This window comes from Dechloromonas sp. H13, from assembly GCF_009469615.1.
Lineage (GTDB): Bacteria > Pseudomonadota > Gammaproteobacteria > Burkholderiales > Rhodocyclaceae > Azonexus.
On sequence record NZ_SSXX01000007.1, the window covers coordinates 152,332 to 175,041 of the forward strand.

Below are 22,710 nucleotides of genomic sequence, written 5' to 3' on the forward strand. Positions count from 1 at the left end.
ATTGGGAAAACCCTGTAGGTTACTCCAAAGGTCGATTCGCTGAAAGCGTAATTATGGATTACCGATCAGAAGCGGTGCGAAAGCGTCAGCCGGAACGTCCGCGGCTCCGCCGGGTGGACGTGGCGGTCGAAAACCGCCGACGCCTCGCCTGCCAGTTGCGAGTCGTACCAGTATTCGATGTCGTTGACCTGCTGGTCGAACAGGTTGAAGACCTCCAGCGCAATCTGGGTGCGCGGGTCGAAACGGTAGCCGACGCGCAGGTTGGTCAGCGCCGACCCCTGCGAACGCACCGAGTTGTCCTCGACCAGCGGCCGCGGACCGAAATAGCGCAGGCGCAAGGCGCCGAACCAGGGGCCGAGCTGATCGACGGTGACGCCGATATTGGCCGTCGTCACCACGGCGCCGGGAATGTAGTCGCCCTCCGGCGCCGACTCGCTGAAGCGGGCATGCGACCAGGCAAGGTCGGCATCGAAGGCCAGCCAGCTGTTCGCAGCGTAGAAATTGGTCCACTCGACCCCGTAGCGGCGCGACGGGCGCGACGGCTCGGTGGTTCCGGCGTCGCCGACGAACAGCAACTCCGAGTCCGACTCGAGTTGCCAGAGGGCCAGCGTGGTCTGCCAGCCGGGCAGAGGCTCGCTGCGCAGGCCGGCCTCGTAGCCGGTCGTCCGCACCAGCGGCGAAACCTGGCTGACCGGGGTCGTCCCGTCGGTCGGGTCGACACGGATGGTGGTGCCGCGCGCATCGTTGGAATGGAAGCCCTGGCCGTAGTTGAGATAGAACTCGGTGCGCCGCCATGGACCGAAAATCAACGCCAGCTTGGGCGTCACCATCTGGTCGCTAGCCTTGCCGGAATTGGCGTCCAGACTGGCGTCGACCGTGAAATCGTAGGCATCCCCGCGCACGCCGACCTGCGAGCGGAACCATTCGCTCCAGCGCGTTTCGTTCTGCGCCCACAAGGACAGGCTGCGCTGGGTGACGCGGTCTTCGCGCACGGTGTTCCACGTCGCGCGGCGCACGGTGTTGTAGAGCCCGACCGGATCGATGCGGTCGACGCGCCCATCGACGCCGAAAGCGTTGGCCACCTCGAAGCCGCCCCAGCGGTCGAAGAAGGTCTGCGCCGCCGAGAAGCCGCCGGCCTGGCGCCGCTCACCCTGCTTGAACTGGTCGCCGGTGTCGCAGGCGCCGGTCGCCGCGTAGTCGTTCAGGCAGTACTGGAAGTTGGACCACAGGTCGAGGCCGGAACGCAGCCACCAGGCGCTGGCAGTCGTCTGGCTGTTCTCGCCGCGCCGCGCCCATTCGGCGGACAGGCTGTAGCGAAAGGTGTCGCCGCCGGTCGTGTCGTCCAGCGAGCCATAGCGGCCGACCAGGCCGCTGTCGATGGCGCGCCTGGCCACCTGGTCGGTCGACGTCCATTTGCCGCGGTAAGCCATGCCGGTCAGCGCGAAGCCATCCTCGCGCGTGCCCTGGCTATAGCGCAGGACGCCGTTCAGCTTGCGGTAATCCTCCGGCACCTCCCAGGGGCCGTCGTTGTGGAAGACTTCAAGCGCGTAGAGCAGGTTGCCGGCGCCAACTTCGGGCGATCCGGCCAGCAGGGCGCGCGCGTAGCCGTTCTGGCCGGCGGTCAGCAACGCCAGCGTGCCATCCATCCGGCGCAGGTAGTCGATGCGGGCGACGCCGACCGACGAGAAATCGCCCTCGTCGGCAAAATACGGCCCCTTGCGGAACCTGATGCGGTCGACCAGTTCGGGAATAAGGAAATTGAGGTCGGTATAGCCCTGCCCGTGCGCATGCGTCGGCATGTTGACGGGAACACCGGCGACCCAGGTCGCGAAGTCGGTCCCGTGGTCGAGATTGAAGCCGCGCAGAAAATACTGGTTGGCCTTGCCGTCGCCGGCATGCTGGGTGACGATCAGCCCGGGCACCATCTCCAACGCTTCGGCCGGCCGCTGGAGCGGCACGGCGGCCAGCCGCTGGCCGGAAACCACGCCTTCGCTGCCGGAGACCGCCAGGCCCTCCAGATTTTCCACCCGGGCGCGCACCTCGACGGCCGAGAGCGTGGCGATTTCCTCCGCCGCAAGCGGTCCGGCGAGCAAGGACAAATAGGAAATAATTAATATTTTTCTTACATGCATTGTCAAAAAAAGGCCGTTTGGCCCCCTCCCAATAGTCAAGCCGGCACGGAGCGCCGGGCCAGACGGACCGCCGCGACGAAACTGAGCGCGATCATGCCGATCAGGACAAATCCGAAAACCAGTTCCTTGCCTTCGCTCCAGGCGTCGATCGCCGGCGACAACATCTTCGCCAGCCCGAAGGCGGCGACCAGCAGGCTGATACCGGCGACCACCAACCCCATGACGCGCGAGGCGACCAGCGCCACCTGGTCGGCCCGTGCGATCAGGCGGGCGATCCACAGGCCGTTGATGCCGTCGGTCAGCAGCATGCCGAGCATGAACAGCAGGGCGAGCGCCAGCGCGTGCTGCCAGCCGCCGAAGCGGGTCGCGGTGAGGGCGAAGAAGGCCGCCTGCGACAAGGTGTCGAACGACAGGGCGAAGAGGGCGCCAACCAGCGCGACCAGCGCCGGGTGCGAGACTTGCCCCAGGCGACCGAGCAGGCGGCCCTTGAGGCCGACCGGCCGGACCATCTGATCGGGCGCCGCCCGCAGCACGGCGGCCAGGTTGAGGCTGCCCAGGGCGAGGAGAAAGGCGATCGACACCAGCGCCCCCAGCGTACCGAACCACGCCGGCACTTCCCATTGCCCGGCGACGACGGAAACGCCGAGCGCGATCGCCATCACCACGGCGCCATGGCCGAGCGAGAAGAGGGTGCCGCAATAACGGGCGAGGCCCGGATTGCGACGGCTATTGTAGCGGGTCAGGCCGTCGATGGTGGCCAGATGGTCGGCGTCGAAGCCATGCTTCATGCCGAGCACCAGGGTCAATAGCAGGAGCGACAGCCAGTCGGCCGGGAGCGATTCCACGGAATGCTTATGAACAATTTCAAGTTGATCTTACGGCAAGGATGCAGCAAGACCGTTGGCATGTCCATACGCAACTTTGCGCAAATGCGTGTTCAGCGGGCCGGGCGATAGTGAATGTGCGGCGCATCGCTGTCGCCGTGGGTGTGCCGATGTTCCGGCTCGAGGGCGATCACGTTGAGCTGGCCGTGGCGTACCCCGGATTCCGCCATCAGGCCTTCGGCGAAACGCCGCACCGCCGCCGTCGGCCCGCGCAGGACCACCGATTCCAGACAGTTCTCGTGGTCGAGATGGGCGTGCATGGCGGCCACCGTCAGGTCGTGGTGTTCGTGCTGGCGGCTGGTGATGCGCTCGGCCAGTTCCCGCTCGTGGTGATTGTAGACGTAGGAAAGGTTGGCGACGCAGTGGCCGGTCGGTGCCGCCCGCTGGCGGTCGCCCTCAATGGCGCCGCGGATCAGGTCGCGCACGGCCTCCGAGCGATTGCTGTAGCCGCGGGCGGTGATCAGCTGGTCGAACTGGGCGGCCAGCGAGGCATCGAGAGAGATGGTGAAACGGTCCATGGCGACCTCGGGGAAACGACGGGAATGAATTCTTGCATACCGATCGGGTTTTTTTTGCTTGCACGAAATTTCTCGAGCGAGAACCGGCGGGGCATGCCACCGCCCGACCTCTCAATGCGCATAAATGTATAACCTTGGCCATATTTTGCCGGCGCCGACTCTTGGTTAGGATGCTGCCAAAGAATTCAGGCAATCGGGGGAAATCGATGCAACACCAACGCAAGCAGGCCGCCTCGCGCAGGCCGCCGGAAGGCGCCGTGGCGCCTCCGGAATTCACGGCCGCCGTGCGCTACCTGAACGGCAGGCGGGAGCTTTTCCGGGTCCTCAAGGCGGACGACATGGCCGATGCGCGCGCCGTCGTGCTGGCCGAACTCGACGAGGTGCAGACGGTGGTGATCGCGCTGCGCAACTGACGGCGCCGGAAAACCCGGTCAGCAGATGCGCGGCAGCTGGTCGCCGGACAGCCAGTCGACAACGCGCCGGCCGCCAAAGACGGTGGTCATCTGCACGAAATGGTGCGGGTCTTCGTGCACCGCGCCGATGATCGCGGCCTGCGCGCCCAGCGGGTGGCGGCGCATCGTGGCGAGCAGGGCTTGCGCATCCTCTTGCGCGCAGATCGCCACCAGTTTGCCCTCGTTGGCGACATAAAGCGGGTCGATTCCGAGAAATTCGCAGGCGGCGGCGACCGCCGGACTGACCGGCAGCGCCGTTTCCTGCAACAGCATGCCGACACCGGATTGCGCGGCGATCTCGTTGAGCGTCGTCGCCATGCCGCCGCGCGTCGGATCGCGCAATACCCGCAGGTCGACCGCGCTGTCCAGCAAGGTGGCGACCAGCCCGTGCAGGGCGGCCGTGTCGGACACGATGGGCGCCGCGAAGCCGAGGCTTTCGCGCCCGGCCATGATCGCCATGCCGTGATCGCCGAGGGTGCCGGAAACCAGAATGGCGTCGCCGGGCCGCGCCCGACATCCCGACAACTCGCAACCCTCGGATACCACCCCGACACCGGTGGTCGTGATGAAGACGCCGTCGCCCTTGCCGCACTCGACCACCTTGGTGTCGCCGGTGACGATGGGCACGCCGGCCGCCTGCGCCGCCGCCGCCATGCTGGTGACGATGCGCGCCAGATCGGCGAGCGGAAAGCCCTCCTCGAGGATGAATGCCGCCGACAGCCAGAGCGGTCGCGCGCCCATCACCGCCACGTCGTTGATCGTGCCGTGCACCGCCAGGCAGCCGATGTCGCCGCCGGGAAAGAACAGCGGCGACACCACATGGCTGTCGGTGGCCATCACCAGCCGCCCGGCGCCGGGCGGCGGCAGCACGGCGCCGTCGTCGCCGCGGGCCAGCCATTCGTTGCCGAGATGGCGGGCGAATAGTTCGTCGATCAGCTGCGCCATCGCCCGGCCGCCGGCGCCATGCGCCATGTCGACGCGACCATGCCTGATGTCGAGCGGCCGCACGTAGCCCTTCTTGCGCAGCTCAGACATCCCTGTAGCGCCCGTAGGTGTAATGGGCGGCGCAGGCGCCTTCGGAGGACACCATGCACGAACCGACCGGATTCTCCGGCGTGCAGACGGTGCCGAACAGCTTGCATTCCGGCGGCCGCTTGATGCCGCGCAAGATTTCGCCGCAGTCGCAGCCCTTGTGGTCGGCCACCGCGCGATAAGCGACGATAAAGCGCCGTTCGGCGTCGAACCGGGCAAATTCGCCGCGAATCCGCAGCGCCGAATTCGGCAGGACGCCCAGCCCGCGCCATTCGAATTCCTCGCGCAGTTCGAAGACTTCCGCCACCAGCGCCTGCGCCTTGCGATTGCCGTCGCGGTCGACCGCCCGCACGAACTCGTTTTCGACCTCGGCGCGACCGTCGTTGACCTGGCGGACCAGCATGCGGATCGCCTGCAGCACATCTAGCGGCTCGAAGCCGGCGATCACCACCGGCTTGCGGTAATGCGCGGCGAACGGCTCGTAGGGACGGCTACCGATGACGGTCGACACATGAGCCGGGCCGACGAAGCCATCGAGCTGCAACTGCGCGTCGATGCCTTCCATGATGCTGGCGATCGCCGGCGGCGTCAGCACATGGCAGCAGAGCACCGAAAAGTTGCTCAACCCGCGGGCGGCGGCCTGCTTGATAGCGACCGCCGTCGGCGGCGTCGTCGTCTCGAAGCCGATGGCGAAAAAGACGACCTGCCGTTCCGGATGCCGCTCTGCCAGCGCCACGGCGTCGGCGCACGAGTAGATCATGCGGATGTCGCCACCCTGCGCCTTCGCTTTCAGCAGCGACCGGCCGTCCGAAGCCGGCACGCGCAGGCAATCGCCGTAGGTGCACAGAATCACGCCATGGTCCAGCGCCAGGCGGATCGCCTGATCGATACGGCCGATCGGCAGGACGCACACCGGGCAGCCGGGGCCGTGGATCATCTGGACGTTTTCCGGCAGCAGGTCGGCGATGCCGTAGCGCGAAATGGCGTGCGTGTGGCCGCCGCAGAATTCCATGAAACGGTAGCGGCGCCCCGGGTCGGCCTCGCCGCTGATGGCGGCGGCCAGTTTCCGCGCCACCGTGCCGTCGCGGAATTCGTCGATGTATTTCATCAATGCAGCGGCGAATCGCCGGCCGAGCCGCCGAGTTCGGCGAACAGCGCGAGCGTCCGCGCCGCCTCGTCGGGGTCGAGCTTGTTCAGCGCGTAGCCGACATGAACGATTACGTAGTCGCCGATCGCCACGCCGTCGACCAGGGCCAGCGAGATTTCCTTGCGCACGCCGGCCAGATCGACCACCGCGTTATCGCCTTCGCGCAACTCAACCACCTGCGCGGGAATTGCCAGACACATCTTCCATCTCCTCGAACATCTGTCGCGCCACCCAGCCCTGGCCGAGCGCCAGGCCGCCGTCGTTGGGCGGCGCCTGGCGCGCTTCGAGCAGCATCACGCCGGCGTTGTCCAGATGGCGGCGCAGTGCCGCCATCAGCACGGCGTTCATCGCACACCCACCGCCGACGGCGATTTTCGCCCCTTTTGCGCGGTCGACCGCAGCCAGTGCCCATTCTGCCAGCCCGGCGGCCAGCGTGGCATGGAACAGCGCGGCGCCATCAGGCGCATCGTCGCACGCAAGCAGCGCCGGCAGCAACGGCGAAAAATCGAGCACCCCGTCGCGCAGCGCCCAGCCGCCGTCCAATGGCGGCACCGGACCGCGCGCCGCCGCCAGGCCTTCCAGTTCCATCGCCGCCTGCCCCTCGTAGCGCGCTTCGGCACGCAGGCCGAGGATGCCGGCCGCCGCGTCGAACCAGCGGCCGAGGCTAGAGGTCGGCGGACAGCGCAGGTCGCGGGCGAGCATGGTCAGCAACGGGCCGGCGTCGCGTTCCGGATAGTTCTGCTTCAGCCAGGCGCCAATCCGGTAGGCGAGCCCGACGTGGTGCAGCGCCGCCACCGCCATCCGCCACGGTTCACGCGCCGCGCGGTCGCCGCCGGGCAGCCGCAGCGGCTGGACATGCCCCAGCCGCCGGCACTGCGCCCCGGCCACGCGCAGCAATTCGCCGCCCCACAGGCCGCCGTCCGGGCCGAGACCGACGCCGTCGAGAGCCAGCCCGATCAACGGCGCGTTGAGTGCATATTCAGCGCCGATCGCCGCAACATGCGCATGATGATGCGCGATGGCGAAGGCCGGAACCCGCAGCTCGCCGGCAAGTCGCTGCGCAAGTCGGGTCGATGGGAAATCCGGATGCAGGTCGTGGGCGATCAGATCGGGCCGCACGTCGAGGATGGCCAGCAGGTGGGCGACCGTCTCTTCGAGAAAGGCGATGGCCGCGGCGTTGTCGAGGCCGCCGACATGCTGCGACAGGTAGGCCTGGCGGCCCTTGAGCACGCACACCGTGTTCTTCAGGTAGCCGCCGAGCGCCAGCACGGTCGGCCCGTCGCCGGCCAGCGGGATCGGCACCGGCACGTAGCCGCGCGCGCGGCGCACGAAGGCCGGCCCGGCGGCGCCGGGACGCACCACGGAATCGTCGCAGCGGACGACGATGTCGCGGTCGTGCACCAGGAAAGCGTCGGCGATGCCCGCCAGCCGTGCTTGCGCCTCGTCGTTGCCAGTGACCAGCGGCTCGCCGTGCGGGTTGGCGCTGGTCATCACCAGCAGCAACGCGTTCGGCGCGGCGCGCCAGGCGGTGCCGGCCGGGCGCCCGGCCGCTTCGTGCCAGAGCAGCAGGTGGAGCGGCGTCGCCGGCAGCATGGCGCCGAGCCAGGCGAGGCCGGGGGCGATGCCGGGCAACTCGCGCGCGCCCTTGGGACAGAGGACGACGGGCGCGGCGATACCGCCCAGCAGACTCGCCTCGGCCGTGCCGATGCGCGCATGGTCGCGCAGCGAGGCGGCGTTCAGCGCCATCACGGCGAACGGCTTTTCCTCGCGCTGCTTGCGCCGGCGCAGTTCGGCCACGGCCCCGGCATTGCGCGCGTCGCAGGCGAGATGGAAGCCCCCCAGCCCCTTGAGCGCGACGATCTTCCCGGCGCGCAGCAGGGACAGGGTTGCCGCCAAAGGATCACTGGCCAGCACCTCGCCGGTCGCGTCGAGCAGGCGCAATTGCGGGCCGCAGGCCGGGCAGCAGGTGGTTTCGGCATGAAAGCGGCGGTCGGCAGGCGCCGTGTATTCGGCCGCGCACGCCGGGCAGAGCGGAAAGGCGGCCAGGCTGGTGTGCGCCCGGTCGTAGGGAATGCGCCGGCTGACGGTGTAGCGCGGACCGCAGTGCGTGCAGGTGGTGAAGGCATAGCGCCAGCGGCGGCCGGCCGGGTCGCAGAGGTCGGCGACGCAGTCGGGGCAGATGGCGGCATCGGGGCCGATGGCGGTGCGCACGTCGCCGGCCGCGCTGTCGAGGATGGCGAAACCGGGGCCGGCGACGTCGGCGGGCTCGGCCTCGACGGCATCGATGCGCGCCAGCCGCGGCGCCTCCGGCGCCAGGCGGGCGATGAATTCGGGCACTTTTTCGCCGTCGACCGCAACCGTCACCCCGGCGCCGTCGTTGCGCACCCAGCCGACGAGCCCCAGTTCGCTGGCCAGCCGCCAGACGTAGGGACGGAAGCCGACGCCCTGAACGAGGCCGCGGATGCGGATCTGCCGGCCGCTCAACGCCCCGCTTCCTTCACGCGAGCAACCAGACCAACAATGCTCCCGATCGCAAAACAAGGCAAAGTCGCAAACGCAGCCCCCATGAAAGCGCCGACCGGATTGAGGAAGGGAGCAAACAGCCAGTACGCCCAGAGCCAGTCGGCGCTTTTCATGAACGGCAGCACCAGCACGCCGAGCAAAGCCATCGCCGCCATGCCATTCAGCAGCGTCAGCCAGGCGATGCCAGCCCCCACGAACATTGAGGGGAAACAGCCTGCGCGGGAAAAATTCGGTGCCGACCAAGCGGCCAGGCGATCCGCGACCACAGCGACAATTCCACACAAGAGCAACCCCGCCAGCCAGCTGAACAGCAACAACCCCGGCAAGGCAGTCACAACCGCGCCGCCGGCAAACAGGTTTTTCCTTGGCGATGGCGGCAGCATGACGAAATCAGGCCTATTTCGCGGCCAGTTGCCGCTCCAGTTCGGTGATGCGGGCCTTGAGCGCGTCAACCGATTCGGTGCGCTTCGCCCCCTGTGCCACCAGCCCGGCCTCGATCCACGCCAGCCAGGCCGGCAAACCCTCGCCGCTGGTCGCCGAAACACGGAAGATGGTCAGCCCCGGATTGACGCGACGGGCGTTGGCCTCGGCCTGCTCCACATCGAACACGAGGTAGGGCAGCAGGTCGCACTTGTTGAGTAACAACACGTCGGCGGCGCGAAACATGTCCGGGTACTTGAGCGGCTTGTCCTCGCCCTCGGTCACCGACAGGATGGCGACCTTGTGGTGTTCGCCAAGGTCGAAGGCGGCCGGGCAGACGAGGTTGCCGACGTTCTCGATCAGGAACAGCGAGGCGTCGGCCGGCCGCAGGCGTTCCAGCGCGTGGCCGACCATGTGGCCGTCGAGGTGGCAGCCCTTGCCGGTGTTGATCTGCAGGGCGGCGACGCCGGTGGCGCGGATGCGCTCGGCGTCGTTGGAGGTCTGCTGGTCGCCCTCGACGACGCTGATCGCCACCTTGTCCTTGAGCGCCTCGATGGTCTTCACGAGCAGCGCCGTCTTGCCGGAACCGGGACTGGACACGAGATTGAGTGCGAGGATGCCGCGCTCGTCGAAGAAGCGGCGGTTTTCCGCGGCATAGCCGTCGTTCCTGGCCAGAATGTCCTGCTCGATCTGCACCATGCGCGACTGGCTGAGGCCCGGCGCATGCGCGCGGGCCGGGCCGGCGCCGAAATCGAGATCTCCGCCGATCCCGTGTTCATGGTGGTGCTCATGGCGATGCGGCCGGTACGGATGGCTGTGGCCGTGCGCCGCGCCGCCCGCATGCCCATGTTCGTGCGCATGCGCCGCACCCTCGATCCTCGTTTCGCCCTCGCCGCAACCGCAAACCGTGCACATCGCCCGACTCCTATTCGATTTCGATTTCCCTGACCCGCATCTCGCTACCGCCCGTCGGCTGCAGGCGGTGGCTGCCGCACGCCGTGCAGACGCCGAACAGCGCATCCATTGGCTGCATCAGGCCGCAGGTGAGGCATGTTCCACTGCCCGGCACATCGACGATCACCAGTCGCGCGCCACGCGCCGCGCCTTCGGCGGCAACCGCGGCGAAGCAGAACTCGAGGGCCGCCGGCTCGACCGCCGATAGTTCCCCGATCTCCACGACGACCGTCTTCACACGCTGCGCGTTTTCGCGCCTGGCCGTCTCCTCGACCAGCTGGAGAATGCCCTCGGCCAGTGACATTTCGTGCATCACCCTTCCCATCGCAAGCGGCGCGCCGCGCGCCGCTTCCACCACACGGCGCCTGGCCCGTCCGAACAGGTTAACGATAGTACATAATGACGATGAAGCCATCTTCCGTGAAACCATGCCTACTCCGTCGCCTACTCGCCCGACCCCGATCCGCCGCCTGCTTGGGCGGCTCCTGCCGGCCATCTGCCTCGTCAGCGGACTGACGATCGCCGGCGGCTGTCTGGCGAACAGCGCCGCGGAGGTGCCGGCGGAAGCGGCAACCGCCAGCGCCGCGGCCCTGCCTCAGGAGGCCGAACTGCGCGCGGCGCTCGCCCGCTACCGCGAACTGGCCGGCCACCCGGCCTGGCAGACCGAGCTACCACCGTTGCCGCGCCCGGAAGGCAAGCTGACGCCCGGGCAAGCCTACGCCGGCCTACGGCTGCTCAGCGAGCGCCTGACGGTCCTCAACGACCTCCCCGCCGGCAGCGTGCCGCCAGCGCGTTACGAGGGCGCGCTGGTCGACGGCATCAAGTCGTTCCAGGCGCGCCACGGGCTGACGCCGGACGGCGTCATCGGCAAGGGCACCTTCGAGCAGCTCAGCGTCGCCCCGGAAGCCCGCGCCCGCCAGCTCGAACTGGCGCTCGAACGGCTGCGCTCGGCGCCGCCGGTGCAGGCACCGCGCACCATCGTCGTCAACGTGCCCGAATTCCGGCTGCGCGCCTACGAAGTGCGTAACGGCCGCGTCGAGCTCGCGGCGGCGATGAACGTCATCGTCGGCAATGCCCGAAAGACGCGCACGCCGCTCTTCGAGGCAGAAATGCAGTACGTCGAGTTCAGCCCCTACTGGAACGTGCCGCCCTCGATCGCGCGCGGCGAAACCCTGCCCCGGCTGCGCCGCGAACCCGGCTATTTCGACCAGCAGGGCTTCGAATTCGTTGGCAGCGACGGGCGCGTTGTCGGCGGCTTCTCCGAGGCCCACCTCGACGCCGTCCAGCGCGGCCAGATGCGCATCCGGCAGCGGCCTAGCGCCCGCAACGCCCTCGGCGACATCAAGTTCGTCTTTCCCAACCCGGACAACATCTACCTGCACCACACGCCGACGCCGCAGCTGTTCAAAAAGGACCGGCGCGACTTCAGCCACGGCTGCATCCGCGTCGAGGAACCGCTCGTCCTGGCGAAATTCGTCCTCGCCGACGAACCCGAGTGGACCGAAGAACGCATCGTCCAGGCGATGACCCGGGGCCGCTCGGCGACCCTGCGCCTGCGGGAACCTTTCCCGGTGGTGATTGCCTACGTTACCGCCGCCGTCATCGACGGACGGGTTCATTTCTTCCCCGATCTATACGGGTATGACAAAGAGCTCGACGCCGCACTGCGCCAGAAAACGCTGGCCATCCAGACTTCCCATCGGGAAAAGTTAGGCGCAGAATCAAATAATTAGCTTTCGGTAGACCAAGCAATGCCCAATACGCATAAGCACTCGCGCCGCCTGTTTCTCAGCCGTGCGGCCCGCCTGGCCGTCGCCGGCGCCGTCCTGCCGCTCGCCAAGCCGGCCCTCGCCTCGCTGCCCGGCGCCCGCGAGCTCGATTTCGATCACACGCATACCGGCGAACGCGTCTCGGTCGTCTTCGCTGTCGGCCATCACTACATCCCCGAGGCGCTGACCACCCTCAACCGTTTCCTGCGCGACCACTACTCGGGCGAGGTCGGCCACATCGACCCGCAACTGTTCGACCTGCTGTTCAGGACGCGCCAGGAACTCGGCTGCGACCAGCCCTTCCAGGTCATTTCCGGCTACCGCTGCGCGGCGACCAATTCGCACCTGCGCAACAGCCGCGGCGGCGGCGTCGCCCGCAACAGCCTGCACATGCAGGGCAAGGCGATCGACGTCCGCATTCCCGGCATCCCGCTGTCCGACCTGCGCGATGCCGCCAAATCGCTGAACGGCGGCGGCGTCGGCTTCTATCCGCGCGACCGCTTCGTGCACGTCGATACCGGCAAGGTGCGTTACTGGTAACCCGCGCCCGGCATGGCGAACATGACGGGGGCTGCGGCCCCCGTTTTTCTTGTGCCGATTTGTTTGATGATCGTCAATCTGCCGGTACACTTGCGCGTTCATAATTTGCCGCTGATTTCTTTCGGTTTTTTCCCCTGATGCTCGAAGCTGACAATCTGGAATGCGTGCGCGGCGAGCGCCGCCTGTTCGCAGGCCTCGGCTTTCGGCTGGAAGCGGGGGAACTGCTTTACCTGCAGGGCAGGAACGGTTCCGGCAAGACCAGCCTGCTGCGCATGCTGATCGGCCTGCTGCCGCCGGAAGCCGGCGAAATCCGCTGGAAGGGCGAGGCGATCCGCAGCCTGGCCGACGATTTCCGCGCCGATCTCTGCTACCTCGGCCACCTGAACGCCATCAAGGAAGAGCTGACCCCGCTGGAAAACCTGCTCGCCGCCGCCCGCCTGGCCGACGAGGAACTCTCCGAGGACGAAGCGCTCGATGCGCTGGAACAGGTCGGCCTCGCCGGGCGCGAGGATCTCGCCTGCAAATACCTCTCGCAGGGGCAGAAGCGGCGCGTCGCGCTGGCCCGCCTGGTCAAGGAAAAGCGCCCGCTGTGGATTCTCGACGAGCCCTTCGTCGCCCTCGACGCTGCTGCGGTCGACTGGCTGGCGGGCATCATTTCCGCCCACCTGCAGCGCGGCGGCCTGGCGGTGATGACGACCCACCAGCTGGTGGACATTCCGGCCGGTACCGTGCGCGAGTTGCGGCTCAATTGATGGACGACGCCTGATGCTGCGCATCGTCACGGCGGTCATCGGCCGCGACCTCAAGCTGGCCATGCGCCGGCAGGCGGACATCGTTTCGGCGCTGTTCTTCTTCATCATCGTCGTCAGTCTCTTTCCGCTCGGCATCGGCCCGGAGCCCGACCTGCTGCGCAAGCTGGCACCCGGCGTGCTGTGGGTCGCCGCCCTGCTCGCCACCATGCTGTCGCTGCCGCGCCTGTTCGCCGACGACCATCGCGACGGCACGCTCGAACAACTGGCGCTGGCCCCGCACCCCCTTGGGTTGGTCGTTACCGGAAAAGTGATCGCTCACTGGCTGGTTTCCGGGCTACCGCTGGCGCTGATCGCGCCGGTGCTCGGCGTCCAGTTCGACCTGTCGGCCGACGCCCTGGTCGTCCTCACCGGCGCCATCCTGATCGGCACCCCGGCGCTGTCCGGTATCGGCGCCATCGGCGCGGCGCTGACCCTCGGCCTGCGTGGCGGCGGCGTGCTGCTCTCGCTGCTCGTGCTGCCGCTCTACATCCCGGTGCTAATATTCGGCGCTGGCGCAGTGGATGCGACGGTGACCGGGCTCGGGGGGGAAGGTCATCTGTCGCTGCTGGCCGCCCTAACTTTCGCTTCTGTCGGCTTCGCCCCCTGGGCGACCGCCGCCGCCTTGAAAATCGCCCTCGAATGACCGACCGCTTCAACCTCTACCGCTTCGCCTCGCCGGCCACCTTCTATCCGCTGGCCGGCGCGATGATTCCCTATTTCGCCGCCGTGGCGGTCGTCTTCGGGCTGGCCGGCCTCTACCTCGGCATGCTGGTGGCGCCGACCGACTTCCAGCAGGGCGAGGGCTACCGCATCATCTTCATCCACGTGCCGGCGTCGTGGATGTCGATGTTCATCTACCTCGTCATGGCCTTCTGGGCGGCGGTCGGGCTCGCCTTCAACACCCGCCTGTCGGGCATGATGGCGCAGGCGCTGGCGCCGACCGGCGCGCTGATGGCCTTCCTCTCGCTGTGGACCGGCGCCCTGTGGGGCAAGCCGATGTGGGGCACGTGGTGGGTGTGGGACGCGCGACTGACCTCGGAGCTGATCCTGCTCTTCCTCTACATCGGCTACATGGCGCTGACCGCGGCGATCGACGATCCCAGGCGCGCCGACAAGGCCGGTGGCGTGCTGCTGCTGGTCGGCGTGGTCAACGTGCCGATCATCTATTTCTCGGTCAAATGGTGGAACACCCTGCACCAGGGGTCGAGCGTCAACCTGACCAAGTCGTCGATGGCCGAAACCATGCTCTGGGGCATGCTACTGATGGCGATGTGCTTCTGGATGTACTCGATCGCCGTCGCCTTCATGCGCGTGCGCACCATCATGCTCGAACGCGAGCGCCACACCGACTGGGTCAAGGCCGAGCTGGCCGGCGCCGGAGACGAAAAATGATCCACTGGAACAGTTTTTCCGACTTTCTCGCGATGGGCGGCTACGGCCTCTACGTCTGGGGCTCGTTCGGCGTCACGGTGCTGATCATGGCCATTGAACCGATCATGGTCGCGCGCAATCGAAAGACCACCGTCGCCCGCTTGAAGCGTCAATTGCGCGCGGAATCCCGCGCCGGAAACAGGAACACCGCAGAATGAAATCCCGTCACAAGAAACTTGCGCTGATCGGCGGCGCGCTGGCCTTCATCGGCATCATCGCCGCCCTGGTGCTCAACGCGCTGAACAGCAACATCGCCCTCTACATCTCGCCGACCGACATCGTCGCCGGCAAGGCGCCACAGGGCAAGATGTTCCGCATCGGCGGCCTGGTCAAGGAAGGCAGCCTGCAGCGCCAGGCCGACGGCGTCACCGTCGCCTTCATCGTCACCGACACTGACCAGGAAATCACCGTGAACTACAAGGGCATCCTGCCCGACCTGTTCAAGGAAGGCAAAGGCGTCGTCGCCCAGGGCCGGATGACCGCCGAACGCACCTTCACCGCCAGCGAGGTGCTGGCCAAGCACGACGAGAACTACATGCCGCCGGAGGCCGCCAAGGCCGTCGGCGACGCCCACGCGCGCGCCGCCGAGAAGAAGGCGGCCGACGGGGCCGCGGCGCCCGCCAAACCGACCGCGAGCTATTGAGCATGATTCCCGAACTCGGCCATTTCGCCCTCATCCTCGCCGCCCTCGTCGCGCTGATCCTCGGCACCCTGCCGCTGCTCGGCGCCCACCACAACCGCCTGGCCTGGGTCGCCGTCGCCCGCCCCGCCGCCTCGGCGCTGGCGCTGCTGGTCACCTTCTCCTTCGCCTGCCTGACGCAGGCCTTCGTCGCCAACGACTTCTCGGTGGTTTACGTTGCCCAGCACTCCAATTCGCTGCTCCCCATCCAGTACCGCATCGCCGGCGTCTGGGGCGGCCACGAGGGCTCGCTGCTGCTGTGGATGCTGATGCTGACCTGGTGGGCCTTCGCCGTCGCCATGCTGTCGCGCCAGCTGCCGGAAGCGATGGTCGCCCGCGTCCTCGGCACGCTGGGGCTGGTCGCCTTCGGCTTCCTGCTCTTCATCCTGATCACTTCCAGCCCCTTCGAGCGTCTGCTGCCCGGCGCCGAGGAAGGCCGCGACCTCAACCCGCTGTTGCAGGACCCGGGGCTGGTCATTCACCCGCCGCTGCTCTACATGGGCTACGTCGGCTTCTCGGTCGCCTTTGCCTTCGCCATCGCCGCCCTCCTCTCCGGCCAGCTCGACGCCGCCTGGGCGCGCTGGTCGCGGCCGTGGACGATGGCTGCCTGGGTGTTCCTGACCCTGGGTATCGCCATGGGCTCGTGGTGGGCCTACTACGAGCTGGGCTGGGGCGGCTGGTGGTTCTGGGACCCGGTCGAGAACGCCTCGTTCATGCCCTGGCTGGTCGGCACGGCGCTGATCCATTCGCTGGCGGTCACCGAAAAGCGCGGCAGCTTCAAGAACTGGACGGTGCTGCTGGCGATTTCCGCCTTCTCTCTGTCGCTGCTCGGCACCTTCCTTGTCCGCTCCGGGGTGCTGACCTCGGTCCATGCCTTCGCCACCGACCCGCGGCGCGGCATCTTCATCCTGATCTTCCTCGTTGCGGTGATCGGCAGCTCGCTCGCGCTGTTCGCCTGGCGCGCCCCCAAGGTCGGACTCGGCGGGCGCTTCGGGCTGGTCTCACGCGAATCGCTGCTGCTCACCAACAACGTGCTGCTGGTCGTCGCCTGCGCCACCGTGCTGCTCGGCACGCTCTATCCGCTGCTGATCGACGCGCTCGGCGTCGGCAAGATTTCAGTCGGCCCGCCCTACTTCAACGCCGTCTTCGTGCCGGTGATGACGCCGATCCTCTTCCTCATGGGCGTCGCCCCCTTCGCCCGCTGGAAGGAAGCCTCGCTGGCCGAGATCGCCCGCGCCGTGCGCTGGGCGCTGCTCCCGGCCGTCGTCGTCGCCATCGCCCTGCCGCTGGTTTACGGCACCTGGTCGGCGTTGACCGCGCTCGGCCTGCTGCTGGCGACCTGGATCGTCGCCACCGCCGTCCTCAACTTCGTCGAACGCGTCCAGCACACGCGCGCCGGCCAGCCCTTCGTCGCCGCCGCGCTCAGGCAGCCGCGCCATTTCTTCGGCATGCACCTGGCGCACATCGGCATCGCCGTCTTCGTCGTCGGCGTCACCATGGTCAGCAGCTTCCAGGATGAAAAGGACGTCAAGATGGCGCCCGGCGAGAGCGTCGATGTCGCCGGGTATCACTTCACCTTCAGGGGCGTCCGTGCCGTCGAAGGGCCGAACTACGTGGCTGCGCAGGGCGAGTTCGACCTGGCGGTCGACGGCAGGTTCGTGCGCAAGATGAACCCCGAGAAGCGCAACTACCATTCCTCGCAAATGCCGATGACCGAAGCCGCGATCGACGCCGGTTTCCTGCGCGACGTCTACGTCTCGCTCGGCGAACCGATCGACCGCAACAAGCCGGAAGGCGAGTGGGCGGTGCGCGTCTATTACAAACCCTTCGTCGACTGGATCTGGGGTGGCTGCGTACTGATGGCGCTCGGCGGCCTCGTCGCCATGCTCGACCGGCGCTACCGCGTCAAGGCGCGCGCCGCCGCAGTGATCACCCCGGCCGGAACCCAAAAAGCATGAACCGTTACTACTGGATACTCGGCGCCTTCGCGGCGCTCGTCGCGCTGCTCGCCGTCGGCCTCAACCTCAACCCGCGCGACGTGCCGTCGCCGCTGGTCGGCAAGCCTGCCCCCACCTTCAACCTGAACGTGCTGGCAACGCCGGAGAAGACCCTCGGCCCCCAGGACCTGCAGGGCAAGGTCTGGCTGCTCAACGTCTGGGCCTCGTGGTGCGTTTCCTGCCGCGCCGAGCACCCGATCCTCGTCGAATTCTCGAAGAAGGTCGACGTGCCGCTGATCGGCCTCAACTACAAGGAAGTGCGCGGCGACGGCGGTTTCGACATGAGCAAGATGTCGGCCGAGGAAGAGAAGAAGCTCGCCTTCCAGCGCGCGAACGCCTGGCTCGCCCAGCACGGCGACCCCTACAAGCTGACCGTGATGGACCTCGACGGGCGCGTCGGCATCGACTACGGCGTCTATGGCGTGCCGGAAACCTACGTCATCGACAAGGCCGGCGTCATCCGCATGAAGCACACCGGGCCGATCACGCCGGACATCCTCGGCAGGAAGATCATGCCGCTGCTGGCGGAGCTGAACAAATGAGGCTGTTGCTGCCGCTGATTTTCGCCCTTTTTTTCGCGTCGACCGCAACCGCCGTCGATAGCGCCACCGAGGCGGCGCTGGCCGCCGACCCGGTCGCCGAAAAGCGCCTCCAGCACCTCTCCGAGGAGCTGCGCTGCCTGGTCTGCCAGAACCAGACGATCGCCGACTCCAACGCCGAACTGGCGCAGGACCTGCGCCGCGAGATCCGCGGCATGATCGCCGCCGGCAAGTCGGACCGGGAAATCATCGACTTCATGGTCGTCCGCTATGGCGATTTCGTGCTCTACCGGCCGCCGGTCAAGGGCATCACGCTGCTGCTCTGGGGCGGCCCGGTGGCGCTGATGCTGCTCGGTCTCGTCGTCCTGCTGCGCTACCTGCGCCGGCGCGCCGCCCGCGTCGCCGACGATGCGCCGCTGTCCGCCGACGAGGCCGGCCGCGCCGAAGCGCTGCTCAACGAAAGCAACCCGAAATGACCCAGTTCGCCATTTTCGCCACCCTGCTGATCGTGGTGGTCGCCGCCTTCATCCTGCCGCCGCTGTGGCTCGGCCTGCGCGCGCCCGGCGCCCGGGCCGACCGCAAGCAGGCCAACCTCGCCATCTTCCGCGACCAGCTCGCCGAACTGGAACGCGAACGGAGCGAAGGCGCGCTCGCCGAAGCCGATTTCGAACAGGCCCGGCGCGAACTGCAGCGCCGCCTGCTGGAAGAAGTCGAGCCGGCCGCCGATGCAGCGCCGCCGGCTGCGCACGGACCGAGCCGCAAGACCGCCATCGCCATCCTGCTCCTGCTGCCCATCCTCGCCCTGCTCGCCTACGGCATCCTCGGCAAGCCGCAGGCGCTCGACCCGCAGCAGACCGCCGCCCAGCCGAAGATGACGCCGGAGCAGATCAACGCCATGGTCGCCAAGCTGGCCGAACGCATGCAGGCCAATCCGGACGACATGCAGGGCTGGCTGATGCTGGCGCGCTCGTACAAAACCCTGGGTCGCTACGAGGAAGCAGCCGCCGCCTACGGCAAGGCCGAAAAGGTCATCAACGACGACCCCGAGCTGCTCGCCAGCTACGCCGAGACGATCGCCATGGCTACCGGCAAGGGGCTCAAGGGCAAGCCGACGCAACTGATCGAGCGCGCGCTCAAACTCGACCCGCAGCAACCGCACGCGCTGTTCCTGGCCGGTGCTGCCGCCATGGAGGCCGGCGACAGCAAGAAGGGCATCGCCTACTGGGAGGCCCTGCTGCCGCAGGTCGAGCCGGGCTCGGAAATCGACCAGATGCTGCGTAGCGGCATCGACAAGATGAAACAGGGCGGCTAGACCATGGTCGACGCCGGCCGCCGGGGCTTCTTCCGCGGTCGACCGCGTCCGAAGGCCGAAATCCGCCCGCCCTGGGCTCTGCCCGAAGACGAATTCACCGACCGCTGCACGCGCTGCAACGACTGCCTCGGCGCCTGCCCGGAGCACATCGTCGTCGCCGGCGACGGCGGTTTCCCGACGGTCGATTTCACGCGCGGCGCGTGCACCTTCTGCGGCGCCTGCGTCGACGCCTGCGAGCCGCTGGCCCTGCACCGCGCGGAAGGCCAGGCACCGTGGTCGCTCAAGGCCGTCATCGGCCCCGCCTGCCTGCCGAAGCACGGCGTCGAATGCCGAACCTGCGGCGATTTCTGCGATGCCCGCGCGATCCGTTTTCCGCCGCGCATCGGCGGCAGCCCGCTGCCGGAAATCGACCCCGAACGGTGCACCGGCTGTGGCGCCTGCGTCGCCCCCTGTCCGGTCGCCGCCGTCACGATGCGCGCCTGACCGCGGCCGGCGCGCCGCCCCGTTCAGAACCGCGCCGTCAGGTTCACCCAGGCATCCGGCAGCACGCTCACCACCTGCGCCTCGAGCCACTTGTCGGCGCCGCTCAGGATGGCGATTCCGGCGAGGCCGATCAGGATGCCGAAGCCCTTCTTGATCGCCTCGATGTGCCCGAGCACCCAGCCGCGCGTCCGGGCGAAGCCGCTACGCGAGGCATAGGCGACGGCGACCAGGGGAATCGCCGCGCCGAGACCGAACAACCCGAGGATGACGGCGCCGCGCAACGCCCCGCCCTCGCTGGCGACCAGAGTCAGGGCCGAAGCCAGGAGCGGGCCGGAGCACGGGCTCCAGACCAGCCCGAGCAGGCCGCCGAGCAGGAAGGCGCCCGCCAGCGAGCCGCCATCCAGCCTGGCCGACGCGCTATTGGCCGACGAGGCGATCGGCATGACCCAGTGTGTGAAACGCGCGTTGAGCGCCGGCACCAGCATTACGGCGGCGAAGGCGATCAGCAGCAGGGCGCCGGCGCTGCGCACGCTGTCCTGATCGATCCCCAGCGCCGGCCCGAGGGCGCCGAGCAGCACCCCGATGAGGGCGAAAGAGGCGGCCATCCCCCCACCCATCGCCACCGGCGCCAGGCGGTTGGCCTGCACGGCGCCGCCGACCACCAGGGGCAGGATCGGGAAGACGCAGGGCGACAGCGTCGTCAGGCTGCCCGCCGCCAGGCTCAGCAGCAGGTGGGAAAGGGAAATGGCGTCGCTCATCGCCCGTCGGCCTCGAGCGCGCTCTGCAGCGCGGCGCGGAGTCTGGCGGCGTCGGTTTCGCCGGCCAGGCGCGCCGTTTCCCGGTCGCCGCGGTAGACGATCAGGGTCGACTGTGTCCGGACGCCCAGTTCCTTCCGGAGCGCCCGTTCCTTGTCGTAATTGACGACCAGCACGGTCAACGCCAGACGCTGGTCGGGCTTGAACTCGCCGAACACCTTTTCCTGGGCGCGGCAGGTCGGGCACCAATCGGCATGGAAATGCAGCGCCACCGGTTTGCCGGCCTGGCGGGCTTCGCCCAGGGCCTGGGCGCTGTAGGGTTGGCTGTCGAGCGCGCTGGCCGACAGGGCTGCGAGCGCGCAGCTCAGTCCGGCGATCAGCTTCTTGGTGAGCAGGGTGGTCATGGCAGGTCTCCGTCCGGGATTGGCGAAACCACGCGCGGCTCGCGCATGGCCTGACCATTGGTCGGACGGGACTGCGTTTCCTTACATGCGCCGTTCGGGGAACCCGGGTGTTGCCTATTCGGCCGCCGGCGGCTGAACGAGGGGGTAAGGGGAATAGCCCAGTTCGACCATCTCCGACTCCAGCTTGATGCGCAGGATCAGCAGGCCGTGCAGGGTCTCGCGCGCCTTGTCGGCGGCCCAGGTGTCGTGATGGATGCGCAGGCAGGCCTCGATTTCGCCCCGATTGGCGAGGTCGACGCCACACACTGCCGCGTAATGGCGAATCTCGTGATCCAGATCGGCCAGTTCACGCTCATAATGCTCGAATCCACTCATGTGCAGAGCATAACCCGAAAGGAGCCTCCATGCATCGCCTGCGCCTGCCCGAGCCCCCGGACGCAACCACCCCCGCCTTCACCGACCCGGCGACGGCGCAAACCTGGCTTGCCGGCATCGCCGCGAAGCCGGCCCAGGACGCGCTGGCGGCGATCCTCGAACAGATCGAGGCGATCGACGGCGGCACGCTGCCGCCGCCGCAGGCCATCGCCCTGCTCAACCTGCTGCGCAGCGCCGCCATTCCGCGCCAGGCCATCACCGAGGGGCTATTCACGCGCAAGGCGCTGCCGATGCTGGCGCATGAAGAACACAGCTTCACCATCGCGCAGCAATTGTGGACCCGGCTCGGCATCGCCTACCTGCGGCTGGTGCCGCAATGCACGCCGGCCAACCGCTGCCTGCCGCTCCACCGGGCGGCCAGTGCCCTGCGCCTGGCCGAATACTGCCATTTCCTGGCAGCCCGGACCTGCCCGCCGCTGCTCGACCAGCTCCTCTTCTCCGTCCTCGCCTCGGCGGAAGTCAACGGCGTCCTGCGCAAGCAGCTGGCCGATCCGGATTTTCCGCAGTACGGCAAGGGCAGCGTCGCCGGCCAGCTGGCCTGGGCCTTTCTGCTGCGTACCATCGACCCCTATCACCTGGCGGCGCCGCAACTCCAGGTCGTCAATCGCGCCTTCAGCCGCTGGCGCGAACTGGTCAGCTTCGAGGCCACGCCGGGCGACACCAAGGGTCACTACATCCTCGACCTGAGCCTGCTCTTCGGCGGCCAGCTGCCGGCGCCCATTCCCCGCTACCTGCTCATCCGCGTCGTCGCCCACAAGCTGGCCCAGCGCATCCAGGCCCTGCAGGCCGGCGAATCGCCGGAAGCGCTCAAGCTGGGGCGTACGCTGTCCGCCAACGCGGCGATCCGCCTGCTCAAGGATGTCGAGCACCATCTCCACTCCCGGCCCGCGGCGGCGGCAAGGGAACAGGGCACGCTCGAACTGGTCTTCGGCGGCGACAACGCCTACGCCCTGCTCAACAACAAGACGCTCAACTCGATCGACACCCAGGGTGCCGCCGACCGTTCGCTCGCCTACCAGCGCATGGCGCTCTTCGGCTTCGAGCCGATCAGGCAGACACCGACCGAAGTGACCAAGAAACTGAGCCTGCCCAGCGAGCACTGGACGCTGGCCGACGGCATGGCGACCCGTAGCGCGGGGGCCGGCGATTCCCGCCTGCTCGCCCCCTGCCTGATCGCCGCCGAAGTCGATGGCGTCCCGCGGCTGGGCATCATGTCGAGCCTGCAGAGCGACAGTGACGGCATCCTCGCGGCGCGGCTGACCTGGCACCGCGAAGCGGTCGAGGCCGGGATGCTCAAACGCCTGGCGCCGCGCGGCAACAAGCTGGTCCGCGTGCCCGCCTTCCTGCTCCACGAGCACGAGGCCTGGTCGCTGATCGTGCCGGCTGATGCCGGCGCCCGCCTCGGTGTCGCCATCGACCTCACCGACACCTCGATCGACCGGCTGATTCCCGCCGAAATCGCCGAACGCGGCACCGACTTCGTGCATTACGCCTGCCGCCTGCCGGCATAGGC

27 protein-coding genes are annotated in these 22,710 nt (G+C 68.0%); 14 read left to right on the forward strand and 13 right to left on the reverse strand.

All coding sequences use genetic code 11. The features are described 5' to 3' along the window. Nucleotides 1-65: 65 nt before the first annotated feature. The 3 genes from GH660_RS15010 to nikR form a co-directional block, all read right to left on the reverse strand. The gene (locus tag GH660_RS15010; RefSeq protein ID WP_228276511.1) at nt 66-2,093 is read right to left on the reverse strand and encodes a TonB-dependent receptor; all 2,028 of its coding nucleotides are present in this window, start codon (nt 2,091-2,093) and stop codon (nt 66-68) included. A 74-nt stretch (nt 2,094-2,167) separates the two neighbouring features. After that, nucleotides 2,168-2,977 carry a nickel transporter gene (locus GH660_RS15015; protein WP_153147497.1) on the reverse strand — a complete coding sequence of 270 codons (810 nt, stop codon included), beginning with the start codon at nt 2,975-2,977 and terminating at the stop codon, nt 2,168-2,170. Between the two features lie 92 nt (nt 2,978-3,069). Beyond that, nucleotides 3,070-3,534, reverse strand: a complete 465-nt coding sequence (gene nikR, locus GH660_RS15020) for a nickel-responsive transcriptional regulator NikR (protein WP_153147498.1) — start codon at nt 3,532-3,534, stop codon at nt 3,070-3,072. 206 nt (nt 3,535-3,740) lie between these two features. Between nikR and GH660_RS15025 the strand changes: the two genes are divergently transcribed. Beyond that, a complete protein-coding gene (locus tag GH660_RS15025; RefSeq protein WP_153147499.1) occupies nt 3,741-3,947 on the forward strand; it encodes a hypothetical protein in 207 nt (68 codons plus the stop codon). Nucleotides 3,948-3,965: 18 nt separating this feature from the next. Here the strand turns inward: GH660_RS15025 and hypE are convergent, their stop codons facing one another. Genes hypE through hypA form a run of 7 tightly spaced genes read right to left on the reverse strand, consistent with a single transcriptional unit; the run spans nt 3,966 to nt 10,375 of the window. Continuing rightward, complete coding sequence (gene hypE, locus GH660_RS15030) at nt 3,966-5,021, reverse strand: hydrogenase expression/formation protein HypE (protein WP_153147500.1); 1,056 nt, start codon at nt 5,019-5,021, stop codon at nt 3,966-3,968. Beyond that, nucleotides 5,014-6,126, reverse strand: a complete 1,113-nt coding sequence (gene hypD / locus GH660_RS15035) for a hydrogenase formation protein HypD (protein WP_153147501.1) — start codon at nt 6,124-6,126, stop codon at nt 5,014-5,016. Before hypD ends, hypE begins: the two co-directional genes overlap by 8 nt. Further along, the gene (locus GH660_RS15040; protein ID WP_153147502.1) at nt 6,126-6,365 is read right to left on the reverse strand and encodes a HypC/HybG/HupF family hydrogenase formation chaperone; all 240 of its coding nucleotides are present in this window, start codon (nt 6,363-6,365) and stop codon (nt 6,126-6,128) included. Before GH660_RS15040 ends, hypD begins: the two co-directional genes overlap by 1 nt. After that, the gene (hypF, locus tag GH660_RS15045) at nt 6,334-8,649 is read right to left on the reverse strand and encodes a carbamoyltransferase HypF (RefSeq protein ID WP_153147503.1); all 2,316 of its coding nucleotides are present in this window, start codon (nt 8,647-8,649) and stop codon (nt 6,334-6,336) included. The genes GH660_RS15040 and hypF overlap by 32 nt, the downstream gene beginning before the upstream one ends. Continuing rightward, nucleotides 8,646-9,071 carry a hypothetical protein gene (locus tag GH660_RS15050; protein ID WP_153147504.1) on the reverse strand — a complete coding sequence of 142 codons (426 nt, stop codon included), beginning with the start codon at nt 9,069-9,071 and terminating at the stop codon, nt 8,646-8,648. Before GH660_RS15050 ends, hypF begins: the two co-directional genes overlap by 4 nt. Before the next feature lie 13 nt (nt 9,072-9,084). Continuing rightward, nucleotides 9,085-10,023 (reverse strand): hydrogenase nickel incorporation protein HypB, encoded by a 939-nt coding sequence (hypB, locus tag GH660_RS15055; protein WP_153147505.1) that lies wholly within the window; start codon nt 10,021-10,023, stop codon nt 9,085-9,087. Between the two features lie 10 nt (nt 10,024-10,033). Continuing rightward, on the reverse strand, nt 10,034-10,375 hold the full coding sequence (hypA, locus tag GH660_RS15060; protein WP_153147506.1) for a hydrogenase maturation nickel metallochaperone HypA: 342 nt from the start codon (nt 10,373-10,375) through the stop codon (nt 10,034-10,036). Nucleotides 10,376-10,490: 115 nt separating this feature from the next. Here hypA and GH660_RS15065 point away from each other — a divergent pair, with 115 nt between their 5' ends. The 12 genes from GH660_RS15065 to napF all read left to right on the forward strand — a co-directional run bounded on the left by GH660_RS15065 (nt 10,491) and on the right by napF (nt 19,603). Then, nucleotides 10,491-11,795, forward strand: a complete 1,305-nt coding sequence (locus GH660_RS15065; RefSeq protein WP_228276512.1) for a murein L,D-transpeptidase — start codon at nt 10,491-10,493, stop codon at nt 11,793-11,795. 18 nt (nt 11,796-11,813) lie between these two features. Then, entirely contained in the window at nt 11,814-12,371 is a 558-nt protein-coding gene (locus GH660_RS15070; protein WP_153147508.1) for a YcbK family protein, read from the forward strand. 137 nt (nt 12,372-12,508) lie between these two features. Then, nucleotides 12,509-13,123 carry a cytochrome c biogenesis heme-transporting ATPase CcmA gene (ccmA, locus tag GH660_RS15075; RefSeq protein ID WP_153147509.1) on the forward strand — a complete coding sequence of 205 codons (615 nt, stop codon included), beginning with the start codon at nt 12,509-12,511 and terminating at the stop codon, nt 13,121-13,123. A gap of 13 nt (nt 13,124-13,136) precedes the next feature. Further along, a complete protein-coding gene (gene ccmB, locus GH660_RS15080) occupies nt 13,137-13,805 on the forward strand; it encodes a heme exporter protein CcmB (RefSeq protein ID WP_153147510.1) in 669 nt (222 codons plus the stop codon). Continuing rightward, entirely contained in the window at nt 13,802-14,554 is a 753-nt protein-coding gene (ccmC, locus tag GH660_RS15085) for a heme ABC transporter permease CcmC (RefSeq protein ID WP_153147511.1), read from the forward strand. The genes ccmB and ccmC overlap by 4 nt, the downstream gene beginning before the upstream one ends. After that, entirely contained in the window at nt 14,551-14,751 is a 201-nt protein-coding gene (gene ccmD / locus GH660_RS15090; protein WP_153147512.1) for a heme exporter protein CcmD, read from the forward strand. Before ccmC ends, ccmD begins: the two co-directional genes overlap by 4 nt. After that, complete coding sequence (gene ccmE / locus GH660_RS15095) at nt 14,748-15,236, forward strand: cytochrome c maturation protein CcmE (protein WP_153147513.1); 489 nt, start codon at nt 14,748-14,750, stop codon at nt 15,234-15,236. The genes ccmD and ccmE overlap by 4 nt, the downstream gene beginning before the upstream one ends. A gap of 2 nt (nt 15,237-15,238) precedes the next feature. Beyond that, the gene (locus GH660_RS15100) at nt 15,239-17,230 is read left to right on the forward strand and encodes a heme lyase CcmF/NrfE family subunit (RefSeq protein ID WP_153147514.1); all 1,992 of its coding nucleotides are present in this window, start codon (nt 15,239-15,241) and stop codon (nt 17,228-17,230) included. Beyond that, nucleotides 17,227-17,811: a DsbE family thiol:disulfide interchange protein gene (locus tag GH660_RS15105; protein WP_153147515.1), complete on the forward strand. Its 585-nt coding sequence runs from the start codon at nt 17,227-17,229 to the stop codon at nt 17,809-17,811. Before GH660_RS15100 ends, GH660_RS15105 begins: the two co-directional genes overlap by 4 nt. Beyond that, a complete protein-coding gene (locus GH660_RS15110) occupies nt 17,808-18,284 on the forward strand; it encodes a cytochrome c-type biogenesis protein (protein WP_153147516.1) in 477 nt (158 codons plus the stop codon). The genes GH660_RS15105 and GH660_RS15110 overlap by 4 nt, the downstream gene beginning before the upstream one ends. Continuing rightward, complete coding sequence (gene ccmI / locus GH660_RS15115; protein ID WP_153147517.1) at nt 18,281-19,120, forward strand: c-type cytochrome biogenesis protein CcmI; 840 nt, start codon at nt 18,281-18,283, stop codon at nt 19,118-19,120. The genes GH660_RS15110 and ccmI overlap by 4 nt, the downstream gene beginning before the upstream one ends. 3 nt (nt 19,121-19,123) lie before the next feature. Then, nucleotides 19,124-19,603 (forward strand): ferredoxin-type protein NapF, encoded by a 480-nt coding sequence (gene napF / locus GH660_RS15120; RefSeq protein WP_153147518.1) that lies wholly within the window; start codon nt 19,124-19,126, stop codon nt 19,601-19,603. A gap of 23 nt (nt 19,604-19,626) precedes the next feature. Here the strand turns inward: napF and GH660_RS15125 are convergent, their stop codons facing one another. From GH660_RS15125 to GH660_RS15135, 3 genes are all read right to left on the reverse strand, one after another. Next, nucleotides 19,627-20,361, reverse strand: coding sequence for a cytochrome c biogenesis CcdA family protein (locus tag GH660_RS15125; RefSeq protein ID WP_153147519.1), 735 nt, complete (start codon nt 20,359-20,361; stop codon nt 19,627-19,629). Continuing rightward, the gene (locus GH660_RS15130) at nt 20,358-20,762 is read right to left on the reverse strand and encodes a thioredoxin family protein (protein ID WP_153147520.1); all 405 of its coding nucleotides are present in this window, start codon (nt 20,760-20,762) and stop codon (nt 20,358-20,360) included. Before GH660_RS15130 ends, GH660_RS15125 begins: the two co-directional genes overlap by 4 nt. Before the next feature lie 114 nt (nt 20,763-20,876). Beyond that, on the reverse strand, nt 20,877-21,137 hold the full coding sequence (locus tag GH660_RS15135; RefSeq protein WP_153147521.1) for a hypothetical protein: 261 nt from the start codon (nt 21,135-21,137) through the stop codon (nt 20,877-20,879). Nucleotides 21,138-21,166: 29 nt separating this feature from the next. On the opposite strand from GH660_RS15135, the gene GH660_RS15140 reads away from it, so the two are divergent. Next, a complete protein-coding gene (locus GH660_RS15140) occupies nt 21,167-22,708 on the forward strand; it encodes a hypothetical protein (protein WP_153147522.1) in 1,542 nt (513 codons plus the stop codon). Nucleotides 22,709-22,710: the final 2 nt, after the last annotated feature.

Bases quoted from the DNA above. Each gene is read 5' to 3' on its own strand.
- nikR (WP_153147498.1), bottom strand. From the start codon at position 3,534: ATGGACCGTTTCACCATCTCTCTCGATGCCTCGCTGGCCGCCCAGTTC.
- GH660_RS15025 (WP_153147499.1), top strand. From the start codon at position 3,741: ATGCAACACCAACGCAAGCAGGCCGCCTCGCGCAGGCCGCCGGAAGGC.
- hypE (WP_153147500.1), bottom strand. From the start codon at position 5,021: ATGTCTGAGCTGCGCAAGAAGGGCTACGTGCGGCCGCTCGACATCAGG.
- hypD (WP_153147501.1), bottom strand. From the start codon at position 6,126: ATGAAATACATCGACGAATTCCGCGACGGCACGGTGGCGCGGAAACTG.
- GH660_RS15040 (WP_153147502.1), bottom strand. From the start codon at position 6,365: ATGTGTCTGGCAATTCCCGCGCAGGTGGTTGAGTTGCGCGAAGGCGAT.
- GH660_RS15050 (WP_153147504.1), bottom strand. From the start codon at position 9,071: ATGCTGCCGCCATCGCCAAGGAAAAACCTGTTTGCCGGCGGCGCGGTT.
- hypB (WP_153147505.1), bottom strand. From the start codon at position 10,023: ATGTGCACGGTTTGCGGTTGCGGCGAGGGCGAAACGAGGATCGAGGGT.
- hypA (WP_153147506.1), bottom strand. From the start codon at position 10,375: ATGCACGAAATGTCACTGGCCGAGGGCATTCTCCAGCTGGTCGAGGAG.
- GH660_RS15065 (WP_228276512.1), top strand. From the start codon at position 10,491: ATGCCTACTCCGTCGCCTACTCGCCCGACCCCGATCCGCCGCCTGCTT.
- GH660_RS15070 (WP_153147508.1), top strand. From the start codon at position 11,814: ATGCCCAATACGCATAAGCACTCGCGCCGCCTGTTTCTCAGCCGTGCG.
- ccmA (WP_153147509.1), top strand. From the start codon at position 12,509: ATGCTCGAAGCTGACAATCTGGAATGCGTGCGCGGCGAGCGCCGCCTG.
- ccmB (WP_153147510.1), top strand. From the start codon at position 13,137: ATGCTGCGCATCGTCACGGCGGTCATCGGCCGCGACCTCAAGCTGGCC.
- ccmC (WP_153147511.1), top strand. From the start codon at position 13,802: ATGACCGACCGCTTCAACCTCTACCGCTTCGCCTCGCCGGCCACCTTC.
- ccmD (WP_153147512.1), top strand. From the start codon at position 14,551: ATGATCCACTGGAACAGTTTTTCCGACTTTCTCGCGATGGGCGGCTAC.
- ccmE (WP_153147513.1), top strand. From the start codon at position 14,748: ATGAAATCCCGTCACAAGAAACTTGCGCTGATCGGCGGCGCGCTGGCC.
- GH660_RS15100 (WP_153147514.1), top strand. From the start codon at position 15,239: ATGATTCCCGAACTCGGCCATTTCGCCCTCATCCTCGCCGCCCTCGTC.
- GH660_RS15105 (WP_153147515.1), top strand. From the start codon at position 17,227: ATGAACCGTTACTACTGGATACTCGGCGCCTTCGCGGCGCTCGTCGCG.
- GH660_RS15110 (WP_153147516.1), top strand. From the start codon at position 17,808: ATGAGGCTGTTGCTGCCGCTGATTTTCGCCCTTTTTTTCGCGTCGACC.
- ccmI (WP_153147517.1), top strand. From the start codon at position 18,281: ATGACCCAGTTCGCCATTTTCGCCACCCTGCTGATCGTGGTGGTCGCC.
- napF (WP_153147518.1), top strand. From the start codon at position 19,124: ATGGTCGACGCCGGCCGCCGGGGCTTCTTCCGCGGTCGACCGCGTCCG.
- GH660_RS15125 (WP_153147519.1), bottom strand. From the start codon at position 20,361: ATGAGCGACGCCATTTCCCTTTCCCACCTGCTGCTGAGCCTGGCGGCG.
- GH660_RS15130 (WP_153147520.1), bottom strand. From the start codon at position 20,762: ATGACCACCCTGCTCACCAAGAAGCTGATCGCCGGACTGAGCTGCGCG.
- GH660_RS15135 (WP_153147521.1), bottom strand. From the start codon at position 21,137: ATGAGTGGATTCGAGCATTATGAGCGTGAACTGGCCGATCTGGATCAC.
- GH660_RS15140 (WP_153147522.1), top strand. From the start codon at position 21,167: ATGCATCGCCTGCGCCTGCCCGAGCCCCCGGACGCAACCACCCCCGCC.